The sequence below is a fragment of the Winogradskyella thalassocola genome (assembly GCF_900099995.1).
In the GTDB taxonomy this organism is placed as follows: domain Bacteria; phylum Bacteroidota; class Bacteroidia; order Flavobacteriales; family Flavobacteriaceae; genus Winogradskyella; species Winogradskyella thalassocola.
Map to the genome: position 1 here is coordinate 938,874 of NZ_FNCZ01000001.1, position 24,346 is coordinate 963,219.

General features: G+C 33.5%; 21 protein-coding genes. 9 read left to right on the plus strand and 12 right to left on the minus strand.

All coding sequences use genetic code 11. The features are described 5' to 3' along the window. Positions 1–41: 41 nt before the first annotated feature. Complete coding sequence (mutY, locus tag BLT80_RS03940) at positions 42–1,082, minus strand: A/G-specific adenine glycosylase (protein WP_092466272.1); 1,041 nt, start codon at positions 1,080–1,082, stop codon at positions 42–44. A 134-nt stretch (positions 1,083–1,216) separates the two neighbouring features. On the opposite strand from mutY, the gene BLT80_RS03945 reads away from it, so the two are divergent. Together BLT80_RS03945 and BLT80_RS03950 are read left to right on the plus strand one after the other, a co-directional pair. Then, the gene (locus tag BLT80_RS03945) at positions 1,217–1,507 is read left to right on the plus strand and encodes an HU family DNA-binding protein (protein WP_008270198.1); all 291 of its coding nucleotides are present in this window, start codon (positions 1,217–1,219) and stop codon (positions 1,505–1,507) included. Positions 1,508–1,813: 306 nt separating this feature from the next. Beyond that, positions 1,814–3,358, plus strand: coding sequence for an Rne/Rng family ribonuclease (locus BLT80_RS03950; RefSeq protein ID WP_092466273.1), 1,545 nt, complete (start codon positions 1,814–1,816; stop codon positions 3,356–3,358). 375 nt (positions 3,359–3,733) lie between these two features. On the opposite strand, the gene BLT80_RS03955 is transcribed toward BLT80_RS03950, so the two are convergent. The 6 genes from BLT80_RS03955 to BLT80_RS03980 form a co-directional block, all read right to left on the minus strand. Continuing rightward, complete coding sequence (locus BLT80_RS03955; protein ID WP_092466274.1) at positions 3,734–4,450, minus strand: Bax inhibitor-1/YccA family protein; 717 nt, start codon at positions 4,448–4,450, stop codon at positions 3,734–3,736. A gap of 113 nt (positions 4,451–4,563) precedes the next feature. Further along, the gene (locus tag BLT80_RS03960; RefSeq protein WP_092466876.1) at positions 4,564–5,259 is read right to left on the minus strand and encodes a zinc metallopeptidase; all 696 of its coding nucleotides are present in this window, start codon (positions 5,257–5,259) and stop codon (positions 4,564–4,566) included. A 114-nt stretch (positions 5,260–5,373) separates the two neighbouring features. Next, on the minus strand, positions 5,374–6,474 hold the full coding sequence (ald, locus tag BLT80_RS03965; RefSeq protein ID WP_092466275.1) for an alanine dehydrogenase: 1,101 nt from the start codon (positions 6,472–6,474) through the stop codon (positions 5,374–5,376). Between the two features lie 430 nt (positions 6,475–6,904). Beyond that, positions 6,905–7,324, minus strand: a complete 420-nt coding sequence (locus tag BLT80_RS03970) for a hypothetical protein (RefSeq protein ID WP_092466276.1) — start codon at positions 7,322–7,324, stop codon at positions 6,905–6,907. 111 nt (positions 7,325–7,435) lie between these two features. After that, on the minus strand, positions 7,436–10,480 hold the full coding sequence (locus BLT80_RS03975) for a leucine--tRNA ligase (RefSeq protein WP_092466277.1): 3,045 nt from the start codon (positions 10,478–10,480) through the stop codon (positions 7,436–7,438). A gap of 139 nt (positions 10,481–10,619) precedes the next feature. After that, positions 10,620–11,177, minus strand: coding sequence for a porin family protein (locus BLT80_RS03980; protein WP_092466278.1), 558 nt, complete (start codon positions 11,175–11,177; stop codon positions 10,620–10,622). Between the two features lie 202 nt (positions 11,178–11,379). Here BLT80_RS03980 and BLT80_RS03985 point away from each other — a divergent pair, with 202 nt between their 5' ends. From BLT80_RS03985 to BLT80_RS03995, 3 genes are read left to right on the plus strand one after another with little or no spacing between them, the layout of a single operon-like run. Continuing rightward, the gene (locus BLT80_RS03985; protein WP_092466279.1) at positions 11,380–12,258 is read left to right on the plus strand and encodes a cell division protein FtsX; all 879 of its coding nucleotides are present in this window, start codon (positions 11,380–11,382) and stop codon (positions 12,256–12,258) included. 60 nt (positions 12,259–12,318) lie between these two features. After that, a complete protein-coding gene (locus tag BLT80_RS03990; protein WP_092466280.1) occupies positions 12,319–12,675 on the plus strand; it encodes a hypothetical protein in 357 nt (118 codons plus the stop codon). Beyond that, the gene (locus BLT80_RS03995) at positions 12,675–12,929 is read left to right on the plus strand and encodes a DUF3098 domain-containing protein (protein WP_092466281.1); all 255 of its coding nucleotides are present in this window, start codon (positions 12,675–12,677) and stop codon (positions 12,927–12,929) included. The genes BLT80_RS03990 and BLT80_RS03995 overlap by 1 nt, the downstream gene beginning before the upstream one ends. A 2-nt stretch (positions 12,930–12,931) precedes the next feature. Here BLT80_RS03995 and BLT80_RS04000 read toward each other — a convergent pair whose 3' ends face one another. The 4 genes from BLT80_RS04000 to BLT80_RS04015 form a co-directional block, all read right to left on the minus strand. Then, positions 12,932–14,059 carry a glycerate kinase gene (locus tag BLT80_RS04000; RefSeq protein WP_092466282.1) on the minus strand — a complete coding sequence of 376 codons (1,128 nt, stop codon included), beginning with the start codon at positions 14,057–14,059 and terminating at the stop codon, positions 12,932–12,934. A gap of 5 nt (positions 14,060–14,064) precedes the next feature. After that, a complete protein-coding gene (locus BLT80_RS04005) occupies positions 14,065–15,711 on the minus strand; it encodes a sodium:solute symporter family transporter (RefSeq protein WP_092466283.1) in 1,647 nt (548 codons plus the stop codon). A 233-nt stretch (positions 15,712–15,944) separates the two neighbouring features. After that, positions 15,945–17,285 (minus strand): MGH1-like glycoside hydrolase domain-containing protein, encoded by a 1,341-nt coding sequence (locus BLT80_RS04010; RefSeq protein ID WP_394331383.1) that lies wholly within the window; start codon positions 17,283–17,285, stop codon positions 15,945–15,947. Positions 17,286–17,332: 47 nt separating this feature from the next. Continuing rightward, positions 17,333–19,927 carry a TonB-dependent receptor gene (locus BLT80_RS04015; RefSeq protein WP_092466285.1) on the minus strand — a complete coding sequence of 865 codons (2,595 nt, stop codon included), beginning with the start codon at positions 19,925–19,927 and terminating at the stop codon, positions 17,333–17,335. 117 nt (positions 19,928–20,044) lie between these two features. Between BLT80_RS04015 and BLT80_RS04020 the strand changes: the two genes are divergently transcribed. From BLT80_RS04020 to BLT80_RS04035, 4 genes are all read left to right on the plus strand, one after another. Next, positions 20,045–21,070, plus strand: a complete 1,026-nt coding sequence (locus tag BLT80_RS04020) for a LacI family DNA-binding transcriptional regulator (protein ID WP_317041761.1) — start codon at positions 20,045–20,047, stop codon at positions 21,068–21,070. A gap of 62 nt (positions 21,071–21,132) precedes the next feature. Further along, a complete protein-coding gene (locus BLT80_RS04025) occupies positions 21,133–21,924 on the plus strand; it encodes an undecaprenyl-diphosphate phosphatase (RefSeq protein ID WP_092466287.1) in 792 nt (263 codons plus the stop codon). Beyond that, on the plus strand, positions 21,925–22,647 hold the full coding sequence (truB, locus tag BLT80_RS04030; protein WP_092466288.1) for a tRNA pseudouridine(55) synthase TruB: 723 nt from the start codon (positions 21,925–21,927) through the stop codon (positions 22,645–22,647). Positions 22,648–22,796: 149 nt separating this feature from the next. Next, a complete protein-coding gene (locus BLT80_RS04035; RefSeq protein WP_092466289.1) occupies positions 22,797–23,462 on the plus strand; it encodes a hypothetical protein in 666 nt (221 codons plus the stop codon). A gap of 44 nt (positions 23,463–23,506) precedes the next feature. Here the strand turns inward: BLT80_RS04035 and BLT80_RS04040 are convergent, their stop codons facing one another. After that, on the minus strand, positions 23,507–24,121 hold the full coding sequence (locus tag BLT80_RS04040) for a thioredoxin family protein (protein ID WP_092466290.1): 615 nt from the start codon (positions 24,119–24,121) through the stop codon (positions 23,507–23,509). Positions 24,122–24,346 lie beyond the last annotated feature (225 nt).

Consider the following 24,346-nt stretch of genomic DNA (forward strand, 5'->3'; position numbering starts at 1 on the left):
CTAGTTTAAAAGTAGTAAAAAAATGTGATTTCTTTAAGGTTCTAAAAACTGAAATGATCTATAAACTCACTTATAAGCACAGGAGATGGATATTTTGTAAGGGATTTAATTGAAATGGCTTCTTTTGGAAGTGATTCCACATCAATAATCCAGAATTTTGTGTGTAAGTGCTGATGAGATAGTTTATGCACAATATCTACTTCATTGTATAAGGAATAATCTAAGTGTTCAATCTTTAATACGGTGTCTTTAAAATTTAAAAGGTGAAACTCTTCTGCTGTCAAACTTTTTTCAGATTCTATTAAAGGAAATTGATAAAGATGTTGCCATATCCCTTTTTCGATACGTTTTTCAAAAAGTGTCTTTTTATGGTGATCCATAAATACTAAAAAGTTGAAGTATTTAACGGTAACCTTTGTTTTCTTCAATTTTACAGGAAGCACATCAATCGTTTGGTTTTTTAAAGCAACACAGCTGTCTTGTAAAGGGCAAGCAGAACAATCTGGATTTTTGGGTTTGCACTGTATTGCACCAAACTCCATAATAGCTTGGTTGTAGGTTGCAGGTTGCTTGTGGTCTATTAAGGTTGAGGCTAATAATTTGAATTCTTTTATCCCTAGAGATGAGTTTATGGGAGTGTCTATTCCAAAGTATCGCGATAGTACACGATACACATTACCATCTACTACGGCTGCAACTTCGTTAAAAGCAATCGATGCAATGGCGCTTGCGGTATAATCCCCAACTCCTTTTAGTTTTAATAAGTCTTTATAATTATCTGGAAATTCGCCATCCAATTCATTAACAATATGTTTTGCTGTAAAATGAAGATTTCGAGCTCTAGAATAATAACCTAAGCCTTGCCATAATTTTAAAATTGACGTTTCTGAGGCGTTCGCAAGATCAAAAATTGTCGGATATTGAGTAACAAATGCGTCATAATATGGTAATCCTTGCTTAACTTGGGTTTGTTGTAAAATTATTTCGGATAGCCAAATGTAATATGGATTACGGGTTTCTCTCCAAGGTAATTCTCTCTTTTTAATTGAGTACCAGTTGATTAGTTTGCTGTTGAAATCCATTTCGTGTTTTTAATGAAAAGCAAAATTAAATGTTTATTGTGTTAAATTTTAATTAATTACGTTTGAACTATTGAAATTAAATTACCTATATTTGCATCCCTTAGAATTTATAGTAACCCTAAAACTAGTAAAAAATGACAAAAGCTGATTTAGTAGCGAAAATATCTGATAAATTAGGTATAGAAAAAGGTGATGTACAAGCTACAGTTGAAACCTTTATGGAAGAAGTAAAAACATCTTTAGAGAGCGGAGATAACGTATATTTAAGAGGTTTCGGAAGTTTCATTATTAAAACAAGAGCTGAAAAAACAGGTCGTAATATTTCAAAAAATACTACAATAAAAATTCCTGCACACAACATTCCAGCATTTAAGCCTGCTAAAGTATTTTTAGAAGGAGTTAAATCTAATGTTGAGGTTAACTAAGAAAGCATTTAAACAAAATATTAATTTAAAAAGCATTATTTATTATGCCAAGTGGTAAAAAAAGAAAAAGACACAAGGTAGCGACGCACAAGCGTAAGAAACGTAGACGCGCTAATCGTCACAAGAAAAAATAAATTGTTAAAAGTAGTTTTAGAACTACTTTTTTCAGTTTTAAAGAAACGTTCTTTGATATAGAATCGGTGGTATTTAATAGAGTACCTATGATTTGTTGGATATTACATCCTGTGTCAAATAATTTAGTAAAATCCATCTAACTCAATGAAGAGCTAGATATAAATTAACATTATGAACAAGGAATTAATCGTAAGATCGAGTTCAGATATTGTTGATTTTGCCTTATTAAAAGATGGAAAACTTATTGAATTACACAAAGACGAAGAGGATAACAACTTTGCGGTAGGCGATATTTTTATTGCCAAAATCCGTAAAGTTATTCCTGGTCTAAACGCCGCGTTTGTTAACGTTGGCTACGAGAAAGATGGTTTTTTACACTATCATGATCTAGGACCGCAAATGCCTTCACTTTTAAAATTCATTAAGCGTGTAAGCACAGGGAAATTAAGGGATTACACCCTTAAAGACTTTCCTATGGAAAAAGATTTAGATAAAAATGGCAGCATTGCGAATGCCATAAAATCTAATCAATCCATATTAGTACAAGTAGTAAAAGAACCAATCTCTACAAAGGGACCGCGCATTAGTTCAGAATTGTCTATTGCCGGAAGATACATTGTCTTGGTACCGTTTTCTAATCGTATTTCAATTTCACAAAAAATTGAATCGCAAGAAGAGAAAGACCGTCTAAAAAGACTCGTAAAGAGTATTACACCTAAAGGGTTTGGAGTTATTATTCGTACTGTAGCAGAAGGCAAAAAAGTTGCCGAGCTAGATAGTGATTTACAGAATTTGCTGGATCGATGGACAGCAATGTGTAAAAAAATGTACAAAGCACATCACCCAACTAAAGTATTGGGAGAAATGAATAAAGCATCCTCAATTTTGAGAGATATTTTTAATGATTCGTTCTCTGGTATTGTTGTAGATGATGAAGAAATGTATGTACAAGTAAAAGATTACGTGCAACAAATTGCACCGAAAAAAGAATCTATAGTAAAGTACTACAAAAATGGTGTACCGATTTTCGAAAAATTTGGCATAGAACGTCAAATTAAAACATCATTTGGTAGAACAGTTTCTATGGCTAAAGGCGCTTACTTGGTAATAGAACATACTGAAGCACTACATGTTGTAGATGTTAACAGTGGTAACCGATCTAATAAAGAAACTAACCAAGAAGACACAGCCTTAGAAGTCAACATGATCTCCGCCCAAGAAATTGCCAGACAATTGCGTTTGCGAGATATGGGAGGCATTATCGTTATCGATTTTATTGATATGGGTAAAGCAGAGAATAGAAAAAAGCTTTATAATTATCTTAGAGATGAGATGAAAGATGATAAAGCAAAGCATAAAATATTGCCGCCGAGTAAGTTTGGATTAGTTCAGATAACCAGACAGCGCGTTAGGCCAGAACGCAATATTAAAACGAAAGAAGAAAATCCTAATTTAGTAGGAGGAGATGAAATCGAAGCACCAATTAAAGTGGTGGAACGTATTAATCAAGACCTTCAGCGTATTTTCAAAAAAGACCATAAAAAGGTGATTCTTAATACACACCCTTTTATAGCAGCCTTTTTAACCAAAGGGTTTCCATCAGTACGTTCAAAGTGGTTTATTGAACACAAAAAATGGGTAAAAGTTTTACCTAGAGATGCTTACACATATCTTGAATACCATTTTTTCGATAAGAATGGTGACAAAATTAAATAATATCTATTAAAAAAGCCCAACTGAAAATTTCAGTTGGGCTTTTTGTTTTTAAAATAGATCTATATTTATTTGTAACGTCTTTTTGTATTCCAAACTATTGAAGTTGCGTTGCTAAACTGTTTTGTTTTCGTCCCTACTTTGCTTTCTGCGGCGATTTGATTATTTAATTTCATAATATATTAGTTTTCTCGTTTTTTTCGAGGTGCAAATTTACGATGCTTATACGCATTAGAGCACAATAGATTTGACGTATTTCTATGGTATATTAACCTTATTTTGTTTTTTTTAACAAAAAACAGGATAAAATAAAATATTTAAAAGAAAACCCCAACTGAAATTTTCAGTTGGGGTTTTCTTTTTTGATATAATTTGATATTAATCTCTAGACATAAATATGCTTAAAATATACCAGAATAATAACATTAATGAAGCAAACAAACCTAGAGCAGCCGGAATATAATCATCAACGCCATACGTTTTTACCAAATTAGAGGTTTGATACAAAATTGACCCTCCTGCTAATAAACACATCGCTACTGAGAACCATAAGCCTAAACTAAAACCAAATAGGGTTCCAGCTATAATTAAACCTATAGCTATAAAGAAGCCTATAGTTAATCCTGTTTTTAAAAATGAGAAATCAGACTTGGTCATTAATACAACGGCAGATAAGCCGGTAAACAATGCTAAAGTAACAATTGCCGCTTGGTTTAGAATTTCTGGACCAGACTCCATATAATAAGCAGCCATATATATTAATGGTACAAAGATTAATGCTTGAAAAAAGATGTAAATGCCATACGCCATGTATTGCGTGTTTTTATCAGTAGTTTTCATAGCTAGCCCTTCAGCATATCTAGTGGCCAACATAAAACCACCAAGCACTAATAACCATTTGTAGCCTTCTGTCATAGATAACATAAACTCTACAACGGTGTCACTTTGTAGTAAAAGATATTCAAAAAGTATAAAGACAAGTACGCCTCCTGCAACATGTCCGTATGTTTTTTTATAAAATGTAGCGCGTTCAACGTCGGAAATGCTGCCTATTACTATTTTTTCTGAGGTTTGACTCGGGAATTGATTGTCCATTTTAGATTTAAAGATTGGTTAGTTTAACTAATGTAGGTATTTTCAGTAGTATTTCAAACAAAAAAAAGCTCCGATTACTCAGAGCTTTAATTGTATGTATTTGTTTTATTTGGTTAATCTCTACCACCAAATACTTGTAGTGCCCAGTATAATAAAGACGCTAATGCACCAATAGCAGCAACTAAATACGTTCTAGCAGCCCATTTTAAGGCATCTTCAGAACCTTTATATTCATCTGGTGTTAGCATGTTTTTATTTTTTAACCAAGCTAAAGCTCTGTTACTTGCGTCGTATTCTACAGGTAAAGTAATAAAGCTAAATAATGTAGCAAAGCCCATAAAAACTAAACCAGCAACAGCAACCCAATAGCCAATACCTATGCCTGCGGCAGCACCTAAGATTAAACCACCAATAACTAACCACTGCGACATTCCTGAGGTTACACTTACAATTGGCACTAATGCCGAACGCATACCTAAAGCACTATAAGCTTGTGCGTGTTGTACGGCGTGTCCACATTCGTGAGCAGCAACAGCAGCCGAAGCAGCGTTTCTTTGATTATAAACAGACTCGCTTAAGTTTACTGTTTTATTTTTTGGATTGTAATGATCTGTTAATTGTCCTGGTGTAGAAATAACCTCTACATCAGTGATACCATTATCTGCCAACATTTTTTCTGCAATTTCTCTACCAGATAAACCATTTCGTAATTGTATTTTGGAGTATTTAGCAAATTTTTTTTTAAGTTGATTACTCACTAACCAGCTTACTAAAGCAATAGCACCAATTAGTATGTAATATCCCATCATTCCACTCATAATTTGAAATTTTTAATTCATGTAAATTTAATAAATGAATTGCAAATAATGAGCCAAATTTGAGTTAAGAAATTTTGTCAGGATTTTAGATGACAATGGCTAACTTTACATAGCATCAACAGACCAATTGAAGGCTTCAGCGATTTCTTCATAAACGATTTTGCCTTTAACAATATTTAATCCTTTTGCTAAAGTTTCGTCATTTTTACATGCCGTTTCCCAACCTTGATTGGCTAAACGTAACACATAAGGTAACGTTACATTAGTTAAAGCTAAAGTTGATGTGTATGGCACAGCTCCTGGCATATTAGCAACACAATAATGTACAACATCATCAATAATAAATGTTGGGTCCTCGTGTGTTGTTGCTCTTGTTGTTTCCATACAACCACCTTGGTCTACAGCAACATCCACCAAAACAGTGCCTGGTCGCATGTCTTTAAGCATATCTCTAGTGATTAGTTTAGGTGCTTTTGCTCCTCTTACTAAGACACCGCCAATAATTAAATCATGATCTTTGATACGTCTTCTAATATTGTACTCGCTTGAAAACTCCGTTACCACATGGCTAGGCATTACGTCGTTTACATAACGCAGTTGCTTCATATTGATGTCCATAACCGTAACATGGGCACCTAAACCAGCAGCCATTTTAGCCGCTTGAATACCAACGATACCCGCACCTAAAACTAAGACACGTCCTGGAGGTACACCTGGTACTCCTCCTAACAATACTCCACGACCTTTAATCGGTTTTTCTAAATATTTAGCTCCTTGCTGAATGGCCATTCTTCCGGCAACCTCAGACATTGGAGTTAATAATGGAAGTGTGCCATCTTTATCTTCAACCGTTTCGTAGGCAATACAAACGGCTTCGCTTTTTAACATGGCTTTTGTTAAAGGTTCGCTAGAAGCAAAATGAAAATAGGTAAATACCACATGATGCGATTGTATTAAAGGATATTCTTCTTCAATTGGTTCTTTTACCTTTACAATCATGTCGCTAGAGGTGTAAACATCGGTTATAGTTTCTAACACAATGGCTCCAGCATTTATATAATCTAAATCCGAAAATCCGCTACCAAAACCAGCATCTTTCTGAACATATACGGTATGTTTGTTTTTTGTTAGCTCGAAAACGCCAGCAGGTGTCATACCAACTCTGTTTTCATTGTTTTTAATTTCCTTTGGGACTCCGATTTTCATTTGTTTTTTTAATTTAATAAATCTGTCAAATGGAATTCGCTAATTAAATTATCGATTAGATTCAATTTTTTAATTAAGCTCATTTCATAGGTTTTGTAGATTTTGAGATTAATAAGCGTAAGAAAGTACCATCAAAAAAACTAGCTATGCAAATTTTAATATAACGATGATTTTATTTTTATGAAATCAGTATTATGAAGCTTTAATTTTGAAAACTCTTAAAAATAGGGTTGACTTTGAGGGCAATATGATATTCGGATAATGTTTAAATTTTTTGAATAAAGTGCTGTTTTGATTATGGGTTATCCGTAAAAAATTACAGGAAATTATAATCGAACGAATGTGGTTTTTATAAATAGTGATACGGATACCTCGCTTAGAGAGATTGGTGACGAATGAACCAATCTTAAAAAGAAATTTAAAAAGAGGATCAGTCTCTTCTAGACTCTAAAACCATTTTAACAACCTTATTGTTTTCAAAAAACAAAACGAGCTGCATAGGACCTTCGTTATCAAAACTGGCTCTTTCACCAACATAATAAATATAAGAATCCGTTTCTTCCGGATACATATCATTAGGTTTACCTAATTGATCAAAAACGTCTTGTTTTGTATCATTAATAAATAGGTCTCTATCCATAACATCATCAACCATTTGAGACCGAAGGGAAGGTTCAGATTGCCATCTTTCAGAATCGAAACGTTCGTTAAACTGATAAATTAAGGTGGTTGCTAAAACAAATGCCAGAAAGAAAATTAAACCAACTTGATTGACCTGATTATTACGAAAATCAAAATAATCCTTAAGCGATTTGCGCTTCTTTTTAGGTGTGGGTTGATCTAAAAACATAGGATTAGAATTTATTTAACTTCCCGAATTACATAGTTGGCAACAGAGTCACGATAACTTTGAGACCAATATATAATTGGCAACAAAGTTATGATGATATGTTTTAGAAGTTTACCCAACAATATTTACAATCTTACCTGGCACTACAATTATTTTTTTTGGAGTTCTGCCATCTAATTGTGCTATGGTTTTTTCGTGAGCCATTACGGTTTTTTCAATATCGTCTTTGCTCATATCCATTGGTAATTCTAAAGTAAAACGCATTTTACCATTAAACGATATTGGATATTTTTTGCTGCTTTCTACTAAATGACTCGCCTCAAATTCTGGGAATGCTGCAGTAGAAATAGATGTGCTGTTTCCTAATTGACTCCATAATTCTTCAGCAATATGCGGAGCATAAGGAGAAATTAAAATCAACAAAGGTTCTAAAATGTCTTTGCTTGTACACTTCTGAGCTGTTAACTCATTTACAGCAATCATAAAAGTAGAAACCGACGTATTGAAAGAGAAATTCTCAATGTCTTCTTCAACCTTTTTAATCGTTTTATGTAATGTTTTTAAGTTGTCTTTTGTTGGTTCTGCGTCATTGACTTTTAAGCCATTATCATCTACATATAATTTCCATAGTTTTTTAAGGAAGTTATGGACTCCTGTAATCCCAGCGGTATTCCAAGGTTTGTATTGCTCTAAGGGTCCTAAGAACATTTCGTAGAGTCTTAGGCTGTCTGCACCGTAATCGGCACAAATACTATCTGGATTGACGACATTGTATTTAGATTTAGACATTTTTTCAACATCTCTACCAACTTTATAAACTCCACCTTCGCGTATAAATTCAGCATCTTTAAAATCTTCACCAAATTCTCCATCAGTTTTTAAACCTTCAATATCTAACTCATCCGAAGCATTTACATATTGTACTTTTACGTGTAGTTTATCAATGTTTGCAACATGAATATTAACCTTCTCGGCTGTATTGTGATTTTTTTGGTATGATTTGATTTTCTCTAAAACTTCTTCAGTTTCATACTTATCTAAATAATTTTCTTTAAAATATTCATCAACTTCAAAAAGAGATTTTTCTTTTACTAAATCTTCTGAAATATATAAGGATGGTAAAATTTTATTTATTTCTTCAAGATGTTTTTGCTGCTCTTCTTTGGTAGCTATTCCTGCGGAATTTAAAGCATGATTGACACTGAATTTTACCCTATAAACAAAAGCACTAGTCCCAAGAATCATTCCTTGGTTAATCAACTTTTTAAAAGGCTCTTCAACATTGACGAAACCGCGATCTTTTAATAATTTCACCCAAAAACGTGAGTAGAGTAGGTGACCTGTAGCATGTTCGCTACCACCAATATATAAATCTACATTTTCCCAATACTTCAATGCATCTTCGCTAGCAAAAACACCATCTCTATTGGCAGCCTCTTCCATATAACGGAAGAAATACCAAGAACTACCTGCCCAACCTGGCATTGTATTCAATTCTAAAGGAAACACGGTTTTATGGTCAATCAATTGATTGCTGACCACTGAACATTGGTTTACGTCCCAAGCCCAAACGTCTGCACGTCCTAAAGGTGGTTCGCCTTCTTCGGTTGGTAAATATTTTTCAACTTCTGGCAACACAATAGGCAAATGTGCTTTGTCTATCATTTGTGGCATGCCGTTAACGTAGTACACTGGGAAAGGTTCTCCCCAATAACGTTGACGAGAGAAAACGGCATCACGCAAACGGTAATTGGTTTTGCCTTCTCCTTGTCCTAATTGCTCTAATTGGTAAATAGCGAGTTTAGAGGCTTTTTTATAGTTCATGCCGTTTAGGAAATCACTATTTGCAATTTTTACATTGTCTTTAGATGCAAAAGCTTCTTCAGAAATATCGGCACCTTCAAATATATTTGGAATTTCAATATCAAAATGTTTTGCAAAATCGTAATCACGTTGATCACCACAAGGCACTGCCATTACAGCTCCTGTTCCGTAGCTTGCTAATACGTAATCGCCAATCCAGATTGGAATTGGTTCTTTAGAAAACGGATGTTCTGCATAAGCACCAGTAAAGACTCCAGAAATGGTTTTTACATCGGCCATACGATCGCGTTCGCTACGTTTCGCTGTTTTTTCTATGTAGGCTTCAACGGCTTCTTTTTGTGCTTCGGTTGTAATTTTTGACACTAATTCATGTTCTGGCGCTAAAGTCATAAAAGACACACCAAAAATAGTATCTGGTCTTGTGGTGAAGACGTCTATCACCTCGTCATGTCCATTCACATTAAAAGTCACACTTGCTCCAACCGATTTTCCAATCCAGTTTTTTTGAATATCTTTTAACGCATCGGTCCAATCAATGGTATCTAAACCTTGTAGTAAACGTTCTGCATAGGCCGAAATACGCATAGACCATTGGGTCATTTTTTTACGCACTACAGGATGACCACCACGTTCTGAAACGCCATTTACAATTTCGTCGTTAGCTAAAACGGTTCCTAATGCTGGACACCAGTTCACTTCCGTTTCCGCTAAATAGGTTAATCTGTATTTTAAAAGGATGTCTTGCTGTTGCTCTGAGGAATAATTATTCCAGTCTTCCGCAGTGAAAGTCGCAATATCATCATCACAAGCAGCATTTACCGTTGCATTTCCTTCTGCAGCAAATTTTTCAACTAAAGAATCAATATGCTCGGCCTTGTTAGAATCGTTATTGTACCAAGACTCAAATAATTGAATAAAAATCCATTGGGTCCATTTGTAATATTCAGGATTAGAGGTACGCACTTCACGACTCCAATCGAAAGAAAATCCAATTTGATCTAACTGACGACGATACGTTTTTATATTCGCTTCCGCAGTTACTGCAGGATGCTGACCGGTTTGAATGGCATACTGTTCTGCAGGTAATCCAAAAGAATCATAGCCTTGCGGATGTAAAACATTAAAACCTTTATGACGTTTGTAACGTGCATAGATATCACTAGCAATATAACCTAATGGGTGACCAACATGCAAACCTGCTCCAGAGGGATAAGGAAACATATCCAAAACGTAATATTTTGGTTTATCGCTGCTGTTTGAGGCTTTAAAAGTTTCGTTTTTTGCCCAGTAGTCTTGCCACTTTTTCTCTATGTCGTTGAAATTGTATGTCATTGTCTTGTTTTCCTTGTAATAATGGCGCAAATTTAATAATAACCATCTAAACTGCCTATTTTAAAATCAATAGGTATTTTAAAAGAAAACGCACCTTACTAAAGTGTAAGATGCGTTTTTAAATTTGGGGTCTAATAGCTTAGAATTTATAGCCTAAAGAGACTTGAACGACGCTATTTTTAATATCTGGGTTTTCTGCTACTGTTGAAATACCAAAATTATAACGCGCTTGGACAAACATATTAGAGTTAAGGTTGTATCCCAAGCCTACATTAGCTCCAATATCAATACTAGAAGCATCTGTATCTTCATCAGGAAGATCGCTATCAATATATTCGCCTTTATCGTTTACTAGAAATGAAAATTGTGGACCAACTTCTAAGCTAAAATCTTTTGCTAAATAATATTTAGCCATAATTGGAATGGCTAAATAATCGACTTTTACTTTAACGACATCTTGTGCTTCAGAGCCTTGTCTAGAATATAAAAGTTCGGGTTGAAGTGAGAATTTTTCACTCAATGGAATTTCGGAAATAAACCCAACATGAAATCCGATGAGGCTATTTCTATCTGCATCTCCTCCTGAAAAATTAGAGATATTAAGTCCTGCTTTAGCTCCAAACTGTACGTCTTGGGCATTCGTTTTTTGCATTAAACCTAAAGTTGCAAGTACAACAACGATGTAAATTTTTTTCATAATAATTGATTTAAAGGTTAAATTGATAAGTCTAAGACTAGACAATTATTGTGCCAACGTAAAATAAGAACGATTGAGCTTACAGATGGCTTTAGAGTGATATCTTTTTAAACCGTTTACAACACTATTAAAAGTTAGCCGTTGTAATAGTTAACATAAGCAAATTCTTTATTATTTTTACAGCATAAATCCGCGTGTATTCATGGCATCATCTTTTGACAAATATCAAAAACGTAAACTTATATCGTCTTACGTCTCTGTAGTGATAAGTATCGCTTTGGTTTTGTTTCTTTTAGGCAGTTTAGGTCTTTTAGTTATCAATTCTAAAAAAGTTGCAGATCACTTTAAAGAGCAAGTGGTGATGACTATTTATTTGAACGATACAGCAAAAGAAGTTGAAGTCAATCAGCTAAAAAAGAGTTTAGCGATGGCAGATTATACAAAAGATGCGGTTTACGTCTCAAAGGAAGAAGCTGCTGAATTTATGAAAGCCGAAACTGGAGAAGACTTTATGGACTTTGTGGGTTACAACCCTTTAAAGAATTCTATTGACGTGCATTTAAAAGCCGATTTTGTAACGACAGAACAACTTACAGAAATTACAGAAAGTTTATCTAACAAAGCATTTATCGAAGAGATTAGATACGATAATGATTTGGTGGAACTGATGAATGATAATGTTAAAAAAATTACGTTTTGGGTGTTAATTATTAGTGGCTTATTTACGTTAATTGCGGTGTTATTAATTAATAGTTCTATTCGTTTAGCGGTGTATTCTAAGCGTTTTATTATAAAAACCATGCAAATGGTTGGAGCAACAAAACGTTTTATTCGCAGACCATTTGTATGGAAAAGCGTGCAATTGGGAATCATTGGTGCATTAATCGCTTTGGCAGGAATGGCCGTTGTATTATATTATTTAGATTTAACGTTCCCAGAACTAGAATTACTAAAAAATACGACATTGATTATTGGTCTGTTTGTTGGTATTTTTCTTTTAGGGATTTTAATTACTTGGATTAGTACGTTTATCGCCACCCAACGTTTCTTAAACTTGAAAACGGATCAGTTGTATTATTAACCGTTGTTTCTTAGGGAAATAAATTCAATTTGTATGCGTTAGCTATTCAAACTATTAGGTATGAATAAGTCAGTTAGAAAGTCTATAATAACCGTAGCGGTTGTTATTCTTTTGGTTTTTTTGTTTAATTCTTTGGTTATTTATAATCCAAAATCTGCAGACTGTAAGGTTGTAAGCGCAAAAATCATTGATCTTAGAGCTGGTCCTACTTATGATATTCAGTTTAAAGACCACAACGGAGACACGTACTATATCAATAGGGGAATAGAATCTGGTTTAAATTTAGATTCTCTTAACGCAAAAGTTTTAAATAAAACCGTTACTTTGCACCTACCAAAAATGATTTATGGGCCGTCAAAACATATAGCACAGCTAGCTATTGAAGACCACATAATCTATTCAGAATTTAAGGACTAATGGGAGTACAAAAACGAAAAGACGAATCAAAATCCGAATTTATCTTCGGAAAGAAAAACTATAAATTTTTATTTATAGGTTTAGCATTTATTGTTGTTGGTTTTATATTAATGTCTGGAGGTGGTAGTGACGATCCTAATGTTTTTGATGAATCTATTTACAGCTGGAGACGTATTAGATTAGCTCCAACCCTTGTGTTAATAGGCTTTGGGATTCAGGTTTATGCTATTCTCTTAAACCCGAATAAGAAATAATTTTATTTACTTATAAAATCAATAAACTCTTCGGTGATTTGCTTTAAATAGAACGTTGTATTTTCTAATGCATCATCTAAATTAATAGCTTTGTAAATGATAGAATCTCTATAAACAATTCCCATTTGATTTAGTTCGTCAGGTATTAAATCAATACTTCCGCAAAAAGCAGCCACTTTTATTTTATTGTTATTTGCTGAAGTTAAAACACCACTTAAGGTTTTTCCGGATAAGGTTTGGTTATCTAATTTACCTTCGCCTGTAATAATCCAATCTGCATTTTTAATTTTAGTATCAAAATTGGCTATCTGTTTTATTAGGTCAATTCCAGGTAGAAGTTCTCCGTATAGAAAAGCGACGGCACCAGCACCCATTCCTCCAGCAGCACCAGCACCTGCTATGTTTTGAATTTTAATATTAAAATGTTTATCTAAAATTTTGGAGAAACTTTGTAAACCAGAATCTAAATCACTGATGTCTGATTCTGTCGCCCCTTTTTGTTTGGCATAAACATGTGCAGCACCATTAGGTCCGTAAAGTGGATTTGTAACATCGCAAGCGATTTGAAATTTAATAAATTTCAATCTTTTATCTACTAGAGAATCATCGATTTCACAAATATTAATAAGTTCACAACCAATTGGTTTGATATCATTATTGTTTTTGTCTAAGAAGCGATATCCTAAGGCATTTGCCATACCAATACCACAATCGTTTGTAGCACTTCCTCCAATACCTAAAATAATATGTTGCGCACCTTGGTCAATAGCATTAAGAATTAATTGCCCAGTACCATAGGTTGTGGTGTGCATACAATTTTGATCTGAAGGCTTTAAAAGTTTCATTCCAGAAGCTTCAGCCATTTCAATAAAAGCAATTTTAGAAGATTCTGAATATAAAAAAGAGGCTATAACAGAGTTGAATGTAGGGTTCATAACTTTGACCTGAATAACCTCTCCTTTCAAATAATAGTTGACGACTTCAATGGTGCCATCGCCACCATCTGCTAAAGGTGACTTCATAATTTCAACATGGGGTGTTATGGCTTTTATAGTTGCTTCAACTACATTACAAAACTCCATCCCTGTTAAGGAATTTTTGAATTTATCTGGTGCTAGTACTATCTTCATTTGCTTTAACTTAAAATGGATGGAAGAAAATAACTGAATATTATAATAAAAATGAAAAAGGCTACAAGTATATAAACTTCTTTTATCATAAAATCCTCTTTCCTAATTGTTACATTAAAATTGGAAATACTCTTTATTGCTGTTTTTCTAGTTAAAGCACTGACAACGTAAGCCACGACTAAGGCTATTATGACTCCTGTGAAATTAAGCCAGATCCAAAAAATATTAAAACCTAAATCGATATGAAATAACTCTTGTATGGTTTTTGAAAAAACCAAGTTAACAAGCACTGCAGAAATGATTGCAGCATTCATCCCAATATGATTTACTTTTTTTGAAAAGAATGCTAAAAAGAAAGTCACTAAAACTGGTCCGTAAAAGACAGAACCAATCGCATTAATAATTTCTATAACAGCACTTTTACTACCCCCAAAAAGAAAGGCAGCTGCAATACAAACCACTCCCCAAAACACAACAGAGCCTTTAGAAATAAGCATGTACTTTTTATTACTCAACTTTACTTTACCACGATTAAAAAAATCTTCAACAGTTACTGCAGATAATGAATTAACTGTAGAACTCAAAGAGGACATGGCTGCTGATAAAATGCCGACCATTAATATACCTATTAAACCATGTGGTAAAAATTTCATGATAAAAACAGGCACCATTAAATCTGCCTTAACACCATGCGTTGCATATTCATCCGGGAAATATTTTTGAGTAGTCATCGCTATGTCTTCAAGGAAATCGGGTGCTACTGTAATTAATCCACCAATGACTAATCCCATAATACAATAGATTAAAACCACGGGGAATCTTAAAAGACCATTTGCCATTAAAAGGGTTCTAATGGTTTTTTCGTTTTTTGCAGAGAGCAAACGTTGTGCTTGTGTTTGGTCACAACCATAATAAGAAGCGTAAAGAAAAAAACCACCAATAATCATTGGCAATATCCCATATTCATTTCCTTCTCCTATTCCTAAATTATAGTCTATTACTTTTAGGCGTTCAGGATCAAAACCAGCTTCTAAACCTCCGTGTTCTTGCAAAAGACTCCAACCAAAATACAAGCAAATAATTAAGCCAGCGAATAATATAATCATCTGTATGGCATCTCCCCATACAACAGCCTTCATACCACCTTGCCAAGAATAAATAATAGTAATAACACTTATTATTAAAATGGTGTAAACAAAATCTATATTTAAAACAGCTTGTAAAATAATGGCGATGGTATATACCATAACGCCTGTACCTAATGCGCGACTAATTTGAAATACAATACTTAAAATTAATCGTGTTGATGTACTAAAACGTTTCTCTACAAACTCATAAATACTCACTACTCCAGACCTAAATAATGGAGGTATTATAACAATCATTATAAAAATCATGGCCAACGGAACTGCAAACTCGAAAGTTAGCCATTTCATGCCACCACCTATTTTTAAACCAACAAAGGCTGGGGCCGAAATAAAACTAATTGCCGATAATTGGGTTGCCATTGTAGATAGACTTAATGGGAACCAACCCATATTTTTGCCTCCCAAAAAATAATCTTTTGAGTCTTTGTTATCCTTAAAGAAAAACCCCATTCCTAAAAAGAAAATGATGTAAAATATTACAATACTATAGTCTAGCCAATTCATAATCTTAGAATTTCAGTCTTTATTAGTTTGTTTAAGGTTTATTTCTGTCTTTACTTATTCTAGTCTTAAAAAATAAATTAGAATGACAACAGTTCTTTCAGTACCATTAATATTTGGGAACATATTTATTAGAAAGCTTTACCCTGATTTTTTATGTAATTATAATAGTTTAGCCTTGTTGTTCGTTATGGTATAATTTTCAGAAAATCAGATTTTATACGATCTTATGAATTTTAAGACTTCAGAAAATCGATTAGTAAAGCCGCACTCCATGAAAAGTTATTACCTCCATAACCTGCATTTTCTTTTACTTCTTTTCTTGAATCAAAATATTCGTAAAATCCGTACTTTTCTATTAACTCAATAGAATCTTTCTTTACGCGATTGGAAAGATCATAAAAACCATAAGCTTTTAAACCTCTATAAAGTAGCCAGTTTAAATTAATCCAAACAGGACCTCTCCAATATTTTTTAGGGTTAAATCGGTCACTTTCAGGATCGAAGGACGCACATAAGTATCTGTCTTCAGTACCAAATTTTTTCATCATTGTTTTTACAATAGTCTCAACTCTTTCCTCATTAGGAATATCTGCAAATATTGGGGCAAAGGATGACGATGATAAATATTCTATCTGCTTTTCGTTTCTAAGATCGTAATGTACATAAGCGCCTAGCTTTTCATTAAATAGTTTTTCGTTAAATCGTTTAATAGCTTTGGTTTGCCATTGCTTTAAAGTTTTTATTTTATCGTCAGAATTACCAATTAACCCATAAAGTTCAATTAATGCTGCATTAGATTTTATTAGCATAGCATTAAAAAGCGGATCTTGGACTAAAAATGGAGATAATTCAGCAATTTTAGCATCATCGTAATTGTGTTCTTTTGCAATTTCTATGAGGTGTAAATAGTAATCATATTCCCTATTCGTTGGTCTTTGTGCAGCATCAACATGAGTAGTATCTCTTCGTTCAAATTTATATTTTGGCGGATCCATAGTAGCCCAAATATCATCCCAAATAGGAGAATTATCTGTGCCAGATTCCCAATTGTGATAAATATAAACTAAGCCTTCTTTATTAGGATCTCTATACGTATAAAAATGTTCGTGGTTATTATAAACCTTGTCAATATTACGTTTTATAAAATTCAAGATATCAACTTTATCTTCGATGATATCATAAAGTTCTTTTAGAACAAACCCTAAAACAGGAGGTTGTGTCATTCCTGTAGTTCTATGCGTTTTTGAAGCCAAAGGATGTAACTTAGACTGGTGAAAATCTGGGCCAGGAAAATACGTATCACTGTCATTATGAAAAACGATGTGTGGTATAAAACCATTTTCCCATTGCGCACTCAATAATGCTTCAATTTCGCGTTTGGCTTTAGTTGCATCATAGTGTGCAAATCCTATAGCGATAAACCCAGAATCCCAGTTCCATTGAAAAGGATACAAACCTTCACAAGGAATTGTAAAACCTTTATCTTCTTTAAAATTGTTGTTAAGGACTGTTTCAGCCTTTTGTATTAAATTGTTATTTGTCATAGTAGAATTGTAAAATGAAAAAGAAAGCATTGACACAATCTAACAATGCCAATGCGATCAAACTCAATTAATCAAACTTAAAAATTAAATGTAGCATTGAAAAACACTCTTGTTGGTAACACTGGTCTTCCAACAAAATATTCTTCATCTGTTTGGTTGTTTCCTAATCGTGGTGATCCTTCTGTAACTCCTTCGGAATTGAAAAGGTTAAACACTTGTGCTCCTAAGCGAAGTGTTTCTCCATCTTCACTTAAAGCAAGTGTATATCCAAGGTTTAAATTTGCTAAACCGATAGCATCTAATTCTATGCTATTCGCATCATTCGCAAACTTTTTACCTGTATAATTATAAACTAAACCTGCATCAAATTTTGAGTCGTTGTAATCAACAGCCAAAGTTGATAGTATGTTAGGTTGTCTTCTTAATTCGTTTCCTTCTAAATCAGTGTTAGCTTCAGATTTTGTTATTTCATGGCCTTGATAAGTTAATGATCCGCCAAAGTTAAAGTTCTCAGCAAAAATCCAATTCCAAGTACCTTCAAGTCCGTAAGTGCTCGTATCTTGAATATCAACTTCTTCTGTAAATCCACCTCCTGGTGCGTTTACAAAACTAATAGAACGTCTATCTTTTAAACTAACAGCATAAAGCGCAGCTGTTCCGGAAAATTTATTTTTAGAATATTTAAGACCTAATTCTCCTTGTATAATTTTTTCAGTATCATATGAAGAAGGATTACCTAATGCATCAAACTTTGTTGATCTTAGTTCTGGGAAGAAGTAGCCTCTTGAGAAGTTTCCATAAGCACTTAAATCATCATTCACTTTATATAAACCTGCAACAACAAGAGCAAAATCATCAGCCGACACATGTCCTCTTGTAAAACTTCCGTTACCCCAAGTTGCGTTATCTAAATTTGCAATACCAGTATTATCTACGTTATAAGATTGAGTACCTTCAACTTCAATATCTCCTGAAGCTCTTTCATATCTAATACCGTAGTCAAAATTCCAACGATCAAGTTTTACTTCATCTGCCACAAAAAAAGCGATTTTATTACTAGAAATATTTCTATTTGTATAAGCTGTACCTCTATTAGTGACACCATTTATGGTGTAGCCTGATACGTTTATTAATTCAGGTCTATCATTATACTCCCCTAAATAATTAGTAATGACATTAAAATCACCGCCTTCAGATCTAGACATAAAAGTTCCGAAAGTTATGTTATGATTTCCTGCAGTTTTAGTAAACTTGATATCTGCCATTAACTCTTGTAAAGGTCTATTACGATCTAAAATTCTATTTTCAAATAATAAAGCATTTGAAGCTAAGGGCTGTCCGTTGAGATAGGTGAAATCACCAGAAGTTAAACCTCTAGCATCTAAGTATTCTTGTTGTGTTTCTACAGCTTTTGCTCCTGAAACACCACTTCCATCAAGAAAAAGGTTGAATTGATGTTCATATTTCGAATATCTTAATTTAGCGTCTAATCTTAAATCATCTGAAAAACGATGTTTGATATCTGTTAAAAAATATCCACCTCTAGTGGCAACTCCATCTTCTATTGGTGAATTATAAATACCATCTGGTGTTGCATAAGAAATATCAGATGCTGCAGCAGTTTGTAGCGTAAATATTTCTTCGCCATCATTTCCTGTAGGACGTTTTCTTGAACCTCCTTCTAAAGGGTAAGGTAAAAAGAATTGTACTGCATCATCAATCCATTGTCCTGATAAGGTAATTGATCCTTTGTCAGTAACGTGTTTAATGTTACCTCTTAATTGGAAACCTTCTGTCGCTAAACCTGTTTTTATAGGGCCTTCATCATATCTATAAAAACCAGATAATGCGTAGAAGGTATTAGAATCTTCACCTCCTAGAGGACCGCTTGTAGCAAAATCAGCCTTGTATCTTGAATTTGAAGCAACTTCAGTACGTAATGTTGTTTTACTTTTACTACTTCCTGTAGCACTTGTGTAATTAATTATTCCTGCCACAGAACCAACACCATAAAGAATAGAAGATCCACCTCTTACAAATTCTAAACTTTTCATTCCTATATCATTCCTAAAATACACATCATGTGCAGAAGAATTTAAACCAAAAGTACTAAGTACTGGCATACCATCAATTTGTAAAGGATTAAATTGATACTGTCCACCAGAAGGTAAACCTCTTACAAAAATATTTGAGGCAACCTCACCACCACCACCTTCAGCAGTAATGCCAGGAATACTTCTAAGGACATCTGCCTGACTACTGGTATTTACCGTTGATAATTTTTTGGAACCAATAGATGTAATAGACATTGGTGTTTCTTTTTGTGATCTTGTTGTAGATGTTGCTGTTAAAAGAACAGTATCTAAAGAGTTACCTCCTTCAGATAAAATGGCATTTACAGTTAGTGCTGTACCATCACAATTAATTGTTTGTTGGTAAGTTTCAAATCCTAAATAAGAAATCTGAATAATTTGTTCTCCTGATAAATCAGTAGTAAAACTAAAATTTCCATCAAAATCAGTTGTTGCACCAGAAGTGCTTCCTTTAATAATTACATTGGTACCCATAATCGGCATACCAGATGCATCCGTAACTTTTCCGCGAATCTCTGTTTGCGAAAAAGCAGTAAACGCACTTATAAAAAGTACGAATGCGAGTAGAGATCTTTTCATTTATTTATAGTTTTATTATTGTTTTGGTAAATTTATTGTCAAATCGTTAAGTTTGTATCATAAATATTACGAAATTACCACGCAAACGTTTGCGGTAACGTTTGCGTAAGCTATAAAATGATGAAAAATAAAATTCCAACCTTAAAAGAGATTGCTGAGAAGCTGGGAATATCTATTTCAACAGTATCAAGAGCACTAAATGATCATCAAGATATAAGTGAAGTCACAAAAGAAAGAGTAAAAGCATTAGCTGCGGATTTGAATTATATTCCTAATATTTTTGCAAAAGGTTTTAGAACACATAAAACAAATATTATTGGTGTTGTTGTACCTAACATTACGCACTATTTTACAACCACATTAATAAGAGGAATATTAGAGGAAGCATCACTTCAAGGTTATCGTGTAATAATTTCAGAATCGAATAATGATGTAGATAAACAAACAGAAATGCTTAATACCATGATTCAATTTGGTGTGGATGGTGTTTTAATGTCGTTATCAAAGATGACGAGAGATATTAGTTCAATTTTGAAAATAATGAATACACTTCCTTTGATTTTATTTGATAAAGCTTCAAACAAAATTCCTTGTACTCAAGTTGTCATCAACGAAGAAGAAGCTACTTATAATGCCATTGAGCATCTCATAAATATTGGAAAAAGGAGAATAGCCATAATTAAGGAATCTGAATTTTCTTATAATTCAGAAAAACGATTTGAAGGTTACTTAAGAGCCTTAAAAGAAAACAATTTACCAATTGATGAAAAAATTATATTGAGTGTTGACGATATTTCAATGATTCAGGGAAAACGAATGACGAATGTTTTAATGAGTCTAAAACAAAAACCTGACGCTATTTTTGCCATAACAGATAGCGCTGCTATTGGTGTAATTAAAACATTAAAAAAATTGCATGTAAAAATCCCAGAGGAAGTTGCTGTTGTAGGGTTTAGCAATTCTATAAACTCTACAATAATAGAACCTATGTTAACCACGATAGATCAACCAGGTCAAAAAATAGGAGCTACAGCAGTTAAATATTTAATAGAAGAAATTAATCATCCTAATGAGATATTCATTAATAAAACCATAGAAATAAGAAGTAATTTAATTATTAGGAACTCAACGTTTAAAGTTTGAAAAATAACACTCATTTTACTTATTTTTGCCGCGTATCTCCACTTAATTGATACTTTTGTCACATGGAAATTTTAGATGCAATTATTTTAGGAATTATTCAGGGTCTTACTGAGTTTTTACCGGTATCCTCAAGTGGTCACTTAGAAATAGGAAAAGCCATTCTTGGTGATAATTCTGTACCAAAAGAAAGCTTGTTATTTACAGTTGTACTTCATTTTGCTACAGCATTAAGTACAATGGTTATTTTCAGAAAAGATATTCTTCAAATTATAAAAGGTGTTTTAAAATTTGAATGGAATGAAGACCTTCAATTTATTTCAAAAATCGCTTTATCCATGTTGCCAGCCGTTATTGTTGGTGTCTTTTTTGAAGAAGAATTAGAACAATTATTTAACGGAAATATTTTACTTGTCGGTTGTATGCTTATCGTTACAGCCATTTTACTTTTCTTGGCAGACAAAGCTAAAGACACACAGAAAAAGGTGACATTTTCTAACGCCTTTATAATTGGTGTTTCTCAAGCTATTGCTATGTTGCCAGGAATTTCGCGTTCTGGTGCAACAATCTCGACGTCAGTATTATTAGGAAACGATAAAACCAAAGCCGCACGTTTTTCATTTTTAATGGTGGTGCCTTTAATATTTGGTAAGATTGCAAAAGACCTTTTAGGAGGTGAATTAACCTATGACAGTTCTAATATAACAGCTTTAAGCGTCGGTTTTATAGCCGCCTTTGTTGCCGGTTTATTTGCTTGTACGTGGATGATTGCTTTAGTGAAAAAAAGTAAGTTATCGTATTTTGCTATCTATTGTGTAGTTGTTGGTGTTATTGCTATAATTTGGTCTCTCGTATAAATGAAAACTAAAGAAGATTATATAAGCGGACAAGTCTTACTCATAGACAAACCATTAACATGGACCTCTTTTCAGGCGGTTAATAAATTGCGTTGGGAAATTAGACATGCTTTCGATATTAAGAAAATTAAAGTAGGTCATGCAGGGACTTTAGATCCCTTAGCGACAGGTTTATTGGTGATTTGTACAGGTAAAATGACCAAGCAAATCAACATTTTTCAAGGTCAAGAAAAAGAATATACTGGGACGTTTGTTTTAGGCGGAACAACACCTTCGTTTGATTTGGAAACAGAAGTCAATGAAACTTTTCCGACGGATCATATTACAGAAGAATTAATACAGAATGCAGTTCCACAATTTATAGGTCAAATAAGTCAATTCCCTCCGGTTTTTTCTGCGATTAAGAAAGATGGAAAACGATTATACGAATTTGCGAGAGCAGGTGAGGAGGTCGAAATAAAATCGAGACAAGTAGAAATTACCGAATTTGAAATCACTCAAATTAATACTTCGACTGCGCTCAGCACAGGTGGTTTAGAATTGCACTTTAGAGTGGTATGTAGCAAGGGGACTTATATTAGATCCTTAGCGAACGACTTCGGAAAAGCTTTAAATTCTGGAGCACATTTATCATCATTACGACGTACGCGTATAGGTGATTTTAAAGTTGATGATGCGCTTACACCAGAAGATTTTATAGCTAATTTACCTTCTAAAGAGTGATTTAACAAGGGTTTAAGGTTGGTGCCTAAACTATTTCTTCATTATATTCGTATCTATTAATAGACTAAAACTATTTCATACTGAATTTTGTTGATCAACATAAAGCCGCAATCATTACATTTCTTCTAGCAGGAATTGTAGTCTTTGGTATGTTTAGCATTCAGTTAAAACGTCATCAAGATTTAATTTCTGAAAGCTATTATCTCATGGAGCCAGAACCTGAAATGAAAAAAGAAGACGTTCAGGATATAGAAGCTATAAACGGAAAATCTACAAACAAAGCGTTTAACGAAGACCAAGAGTTTAAAGAAATGATGCGTAACTTTAAAACGGTTAGCGCAAATGATTTTGAACGTACCACAAAGGCCATGGAAGAGGCTAAGGCAAGTGAAGACGTGCAAGAAGAGACCAGTGTAACTAAATCGTATGCAGGTAGTAATACTTACGCTTTAAATTCTGAAGACACAGAATCGTATAAAAAACTTCAGGAAGAGTTAAAACAGCGCCTTAACAACAAAAAACAAGCAGACGAACACGCTAAAACAAAAAGCACACTAACCTATTCTTTAAAAGGTAGAACATTGACCTATTATAAAATACCACGATACTTATGCGAAAGTGGTGGAAAAATAGTAGTGAGTATTAGAGTTAATGATGCAGGTGATGTTATTGATGCTTATATTAATGGGGCTTCTAATTCAGATAATCAGTGCTTAATAAACCATGCGATTGCTTATGCTGAAACCGTTCAGTTTGATGCCTCAGACAAGAAAGAGCAATTAGGTACGATTACGTTCTTGTTTAAAGGAAAATAGAATAGTGGCTTCGACTACGCTCAGCCACCTAATGAATTCATTACTTATTTTAATAAGCTAACCAAATCTTCGATAGTAGATTGGCCTTTATCTTTATTATACCAACGTTGTAAATCTTCTTTAAATTCTGGAGTTAACATCCCGTGTTCAACTTTATAAGTTTGCACCATGTTTGTCGCAACTGTAGGCCGAGGACCAAAGGTATCTAAAACAGCATTTGTTTCAGAATCTAACATAATTAACTTAGGAATCGATTTCCCGCCATTAGTTAAAAACTGATCCATAAGTGCTTCGTTTTCATCTCTGAGCACCACTCTATAATCAATATTACCATTGAGTTCAGCCACTTTATTAATTATGGGCATAATATGCGCAGCATCTCCACACCAACTTTCAGAAATAACGAGCCAAGTTATTTTCTTATCAAAATTTGCAATTTTAATATTCATGGCATCCGAAACTTTTGCAGTTTTATCCCAACGTCGCATTCTACTATCATTAAGTTGTGTGTAATTCACTAAATCTTCCGATTTATCAGTACCCGTAGTTGATTTTTCTTCAACTAATTTTATAACTAATTCTCTGTATTCAGCATAAGTCATACTGTTTTGTAAACTTGCTGAAATAATATCTTGTAGTGTAAGTGTGTCTGTAATCATAAGTACAAAAATAATAATCTATTGCCATTTTTTATGCAACTGTTGTTACATTAGTCGAGAACTAATTTAGACCCTTTCCATTTGCTAAAAAATTGTTCTTTTAAATTTAAATTTTGTCTTTTTAGAGTCGCGTAGCGATGCTATTCAACTAGAAAAAAGCTTTTATTTAATTTTAAAATTCCTAATTTTCGCTAAAACAGAAAACATATAGTTTAATTCTTGCAA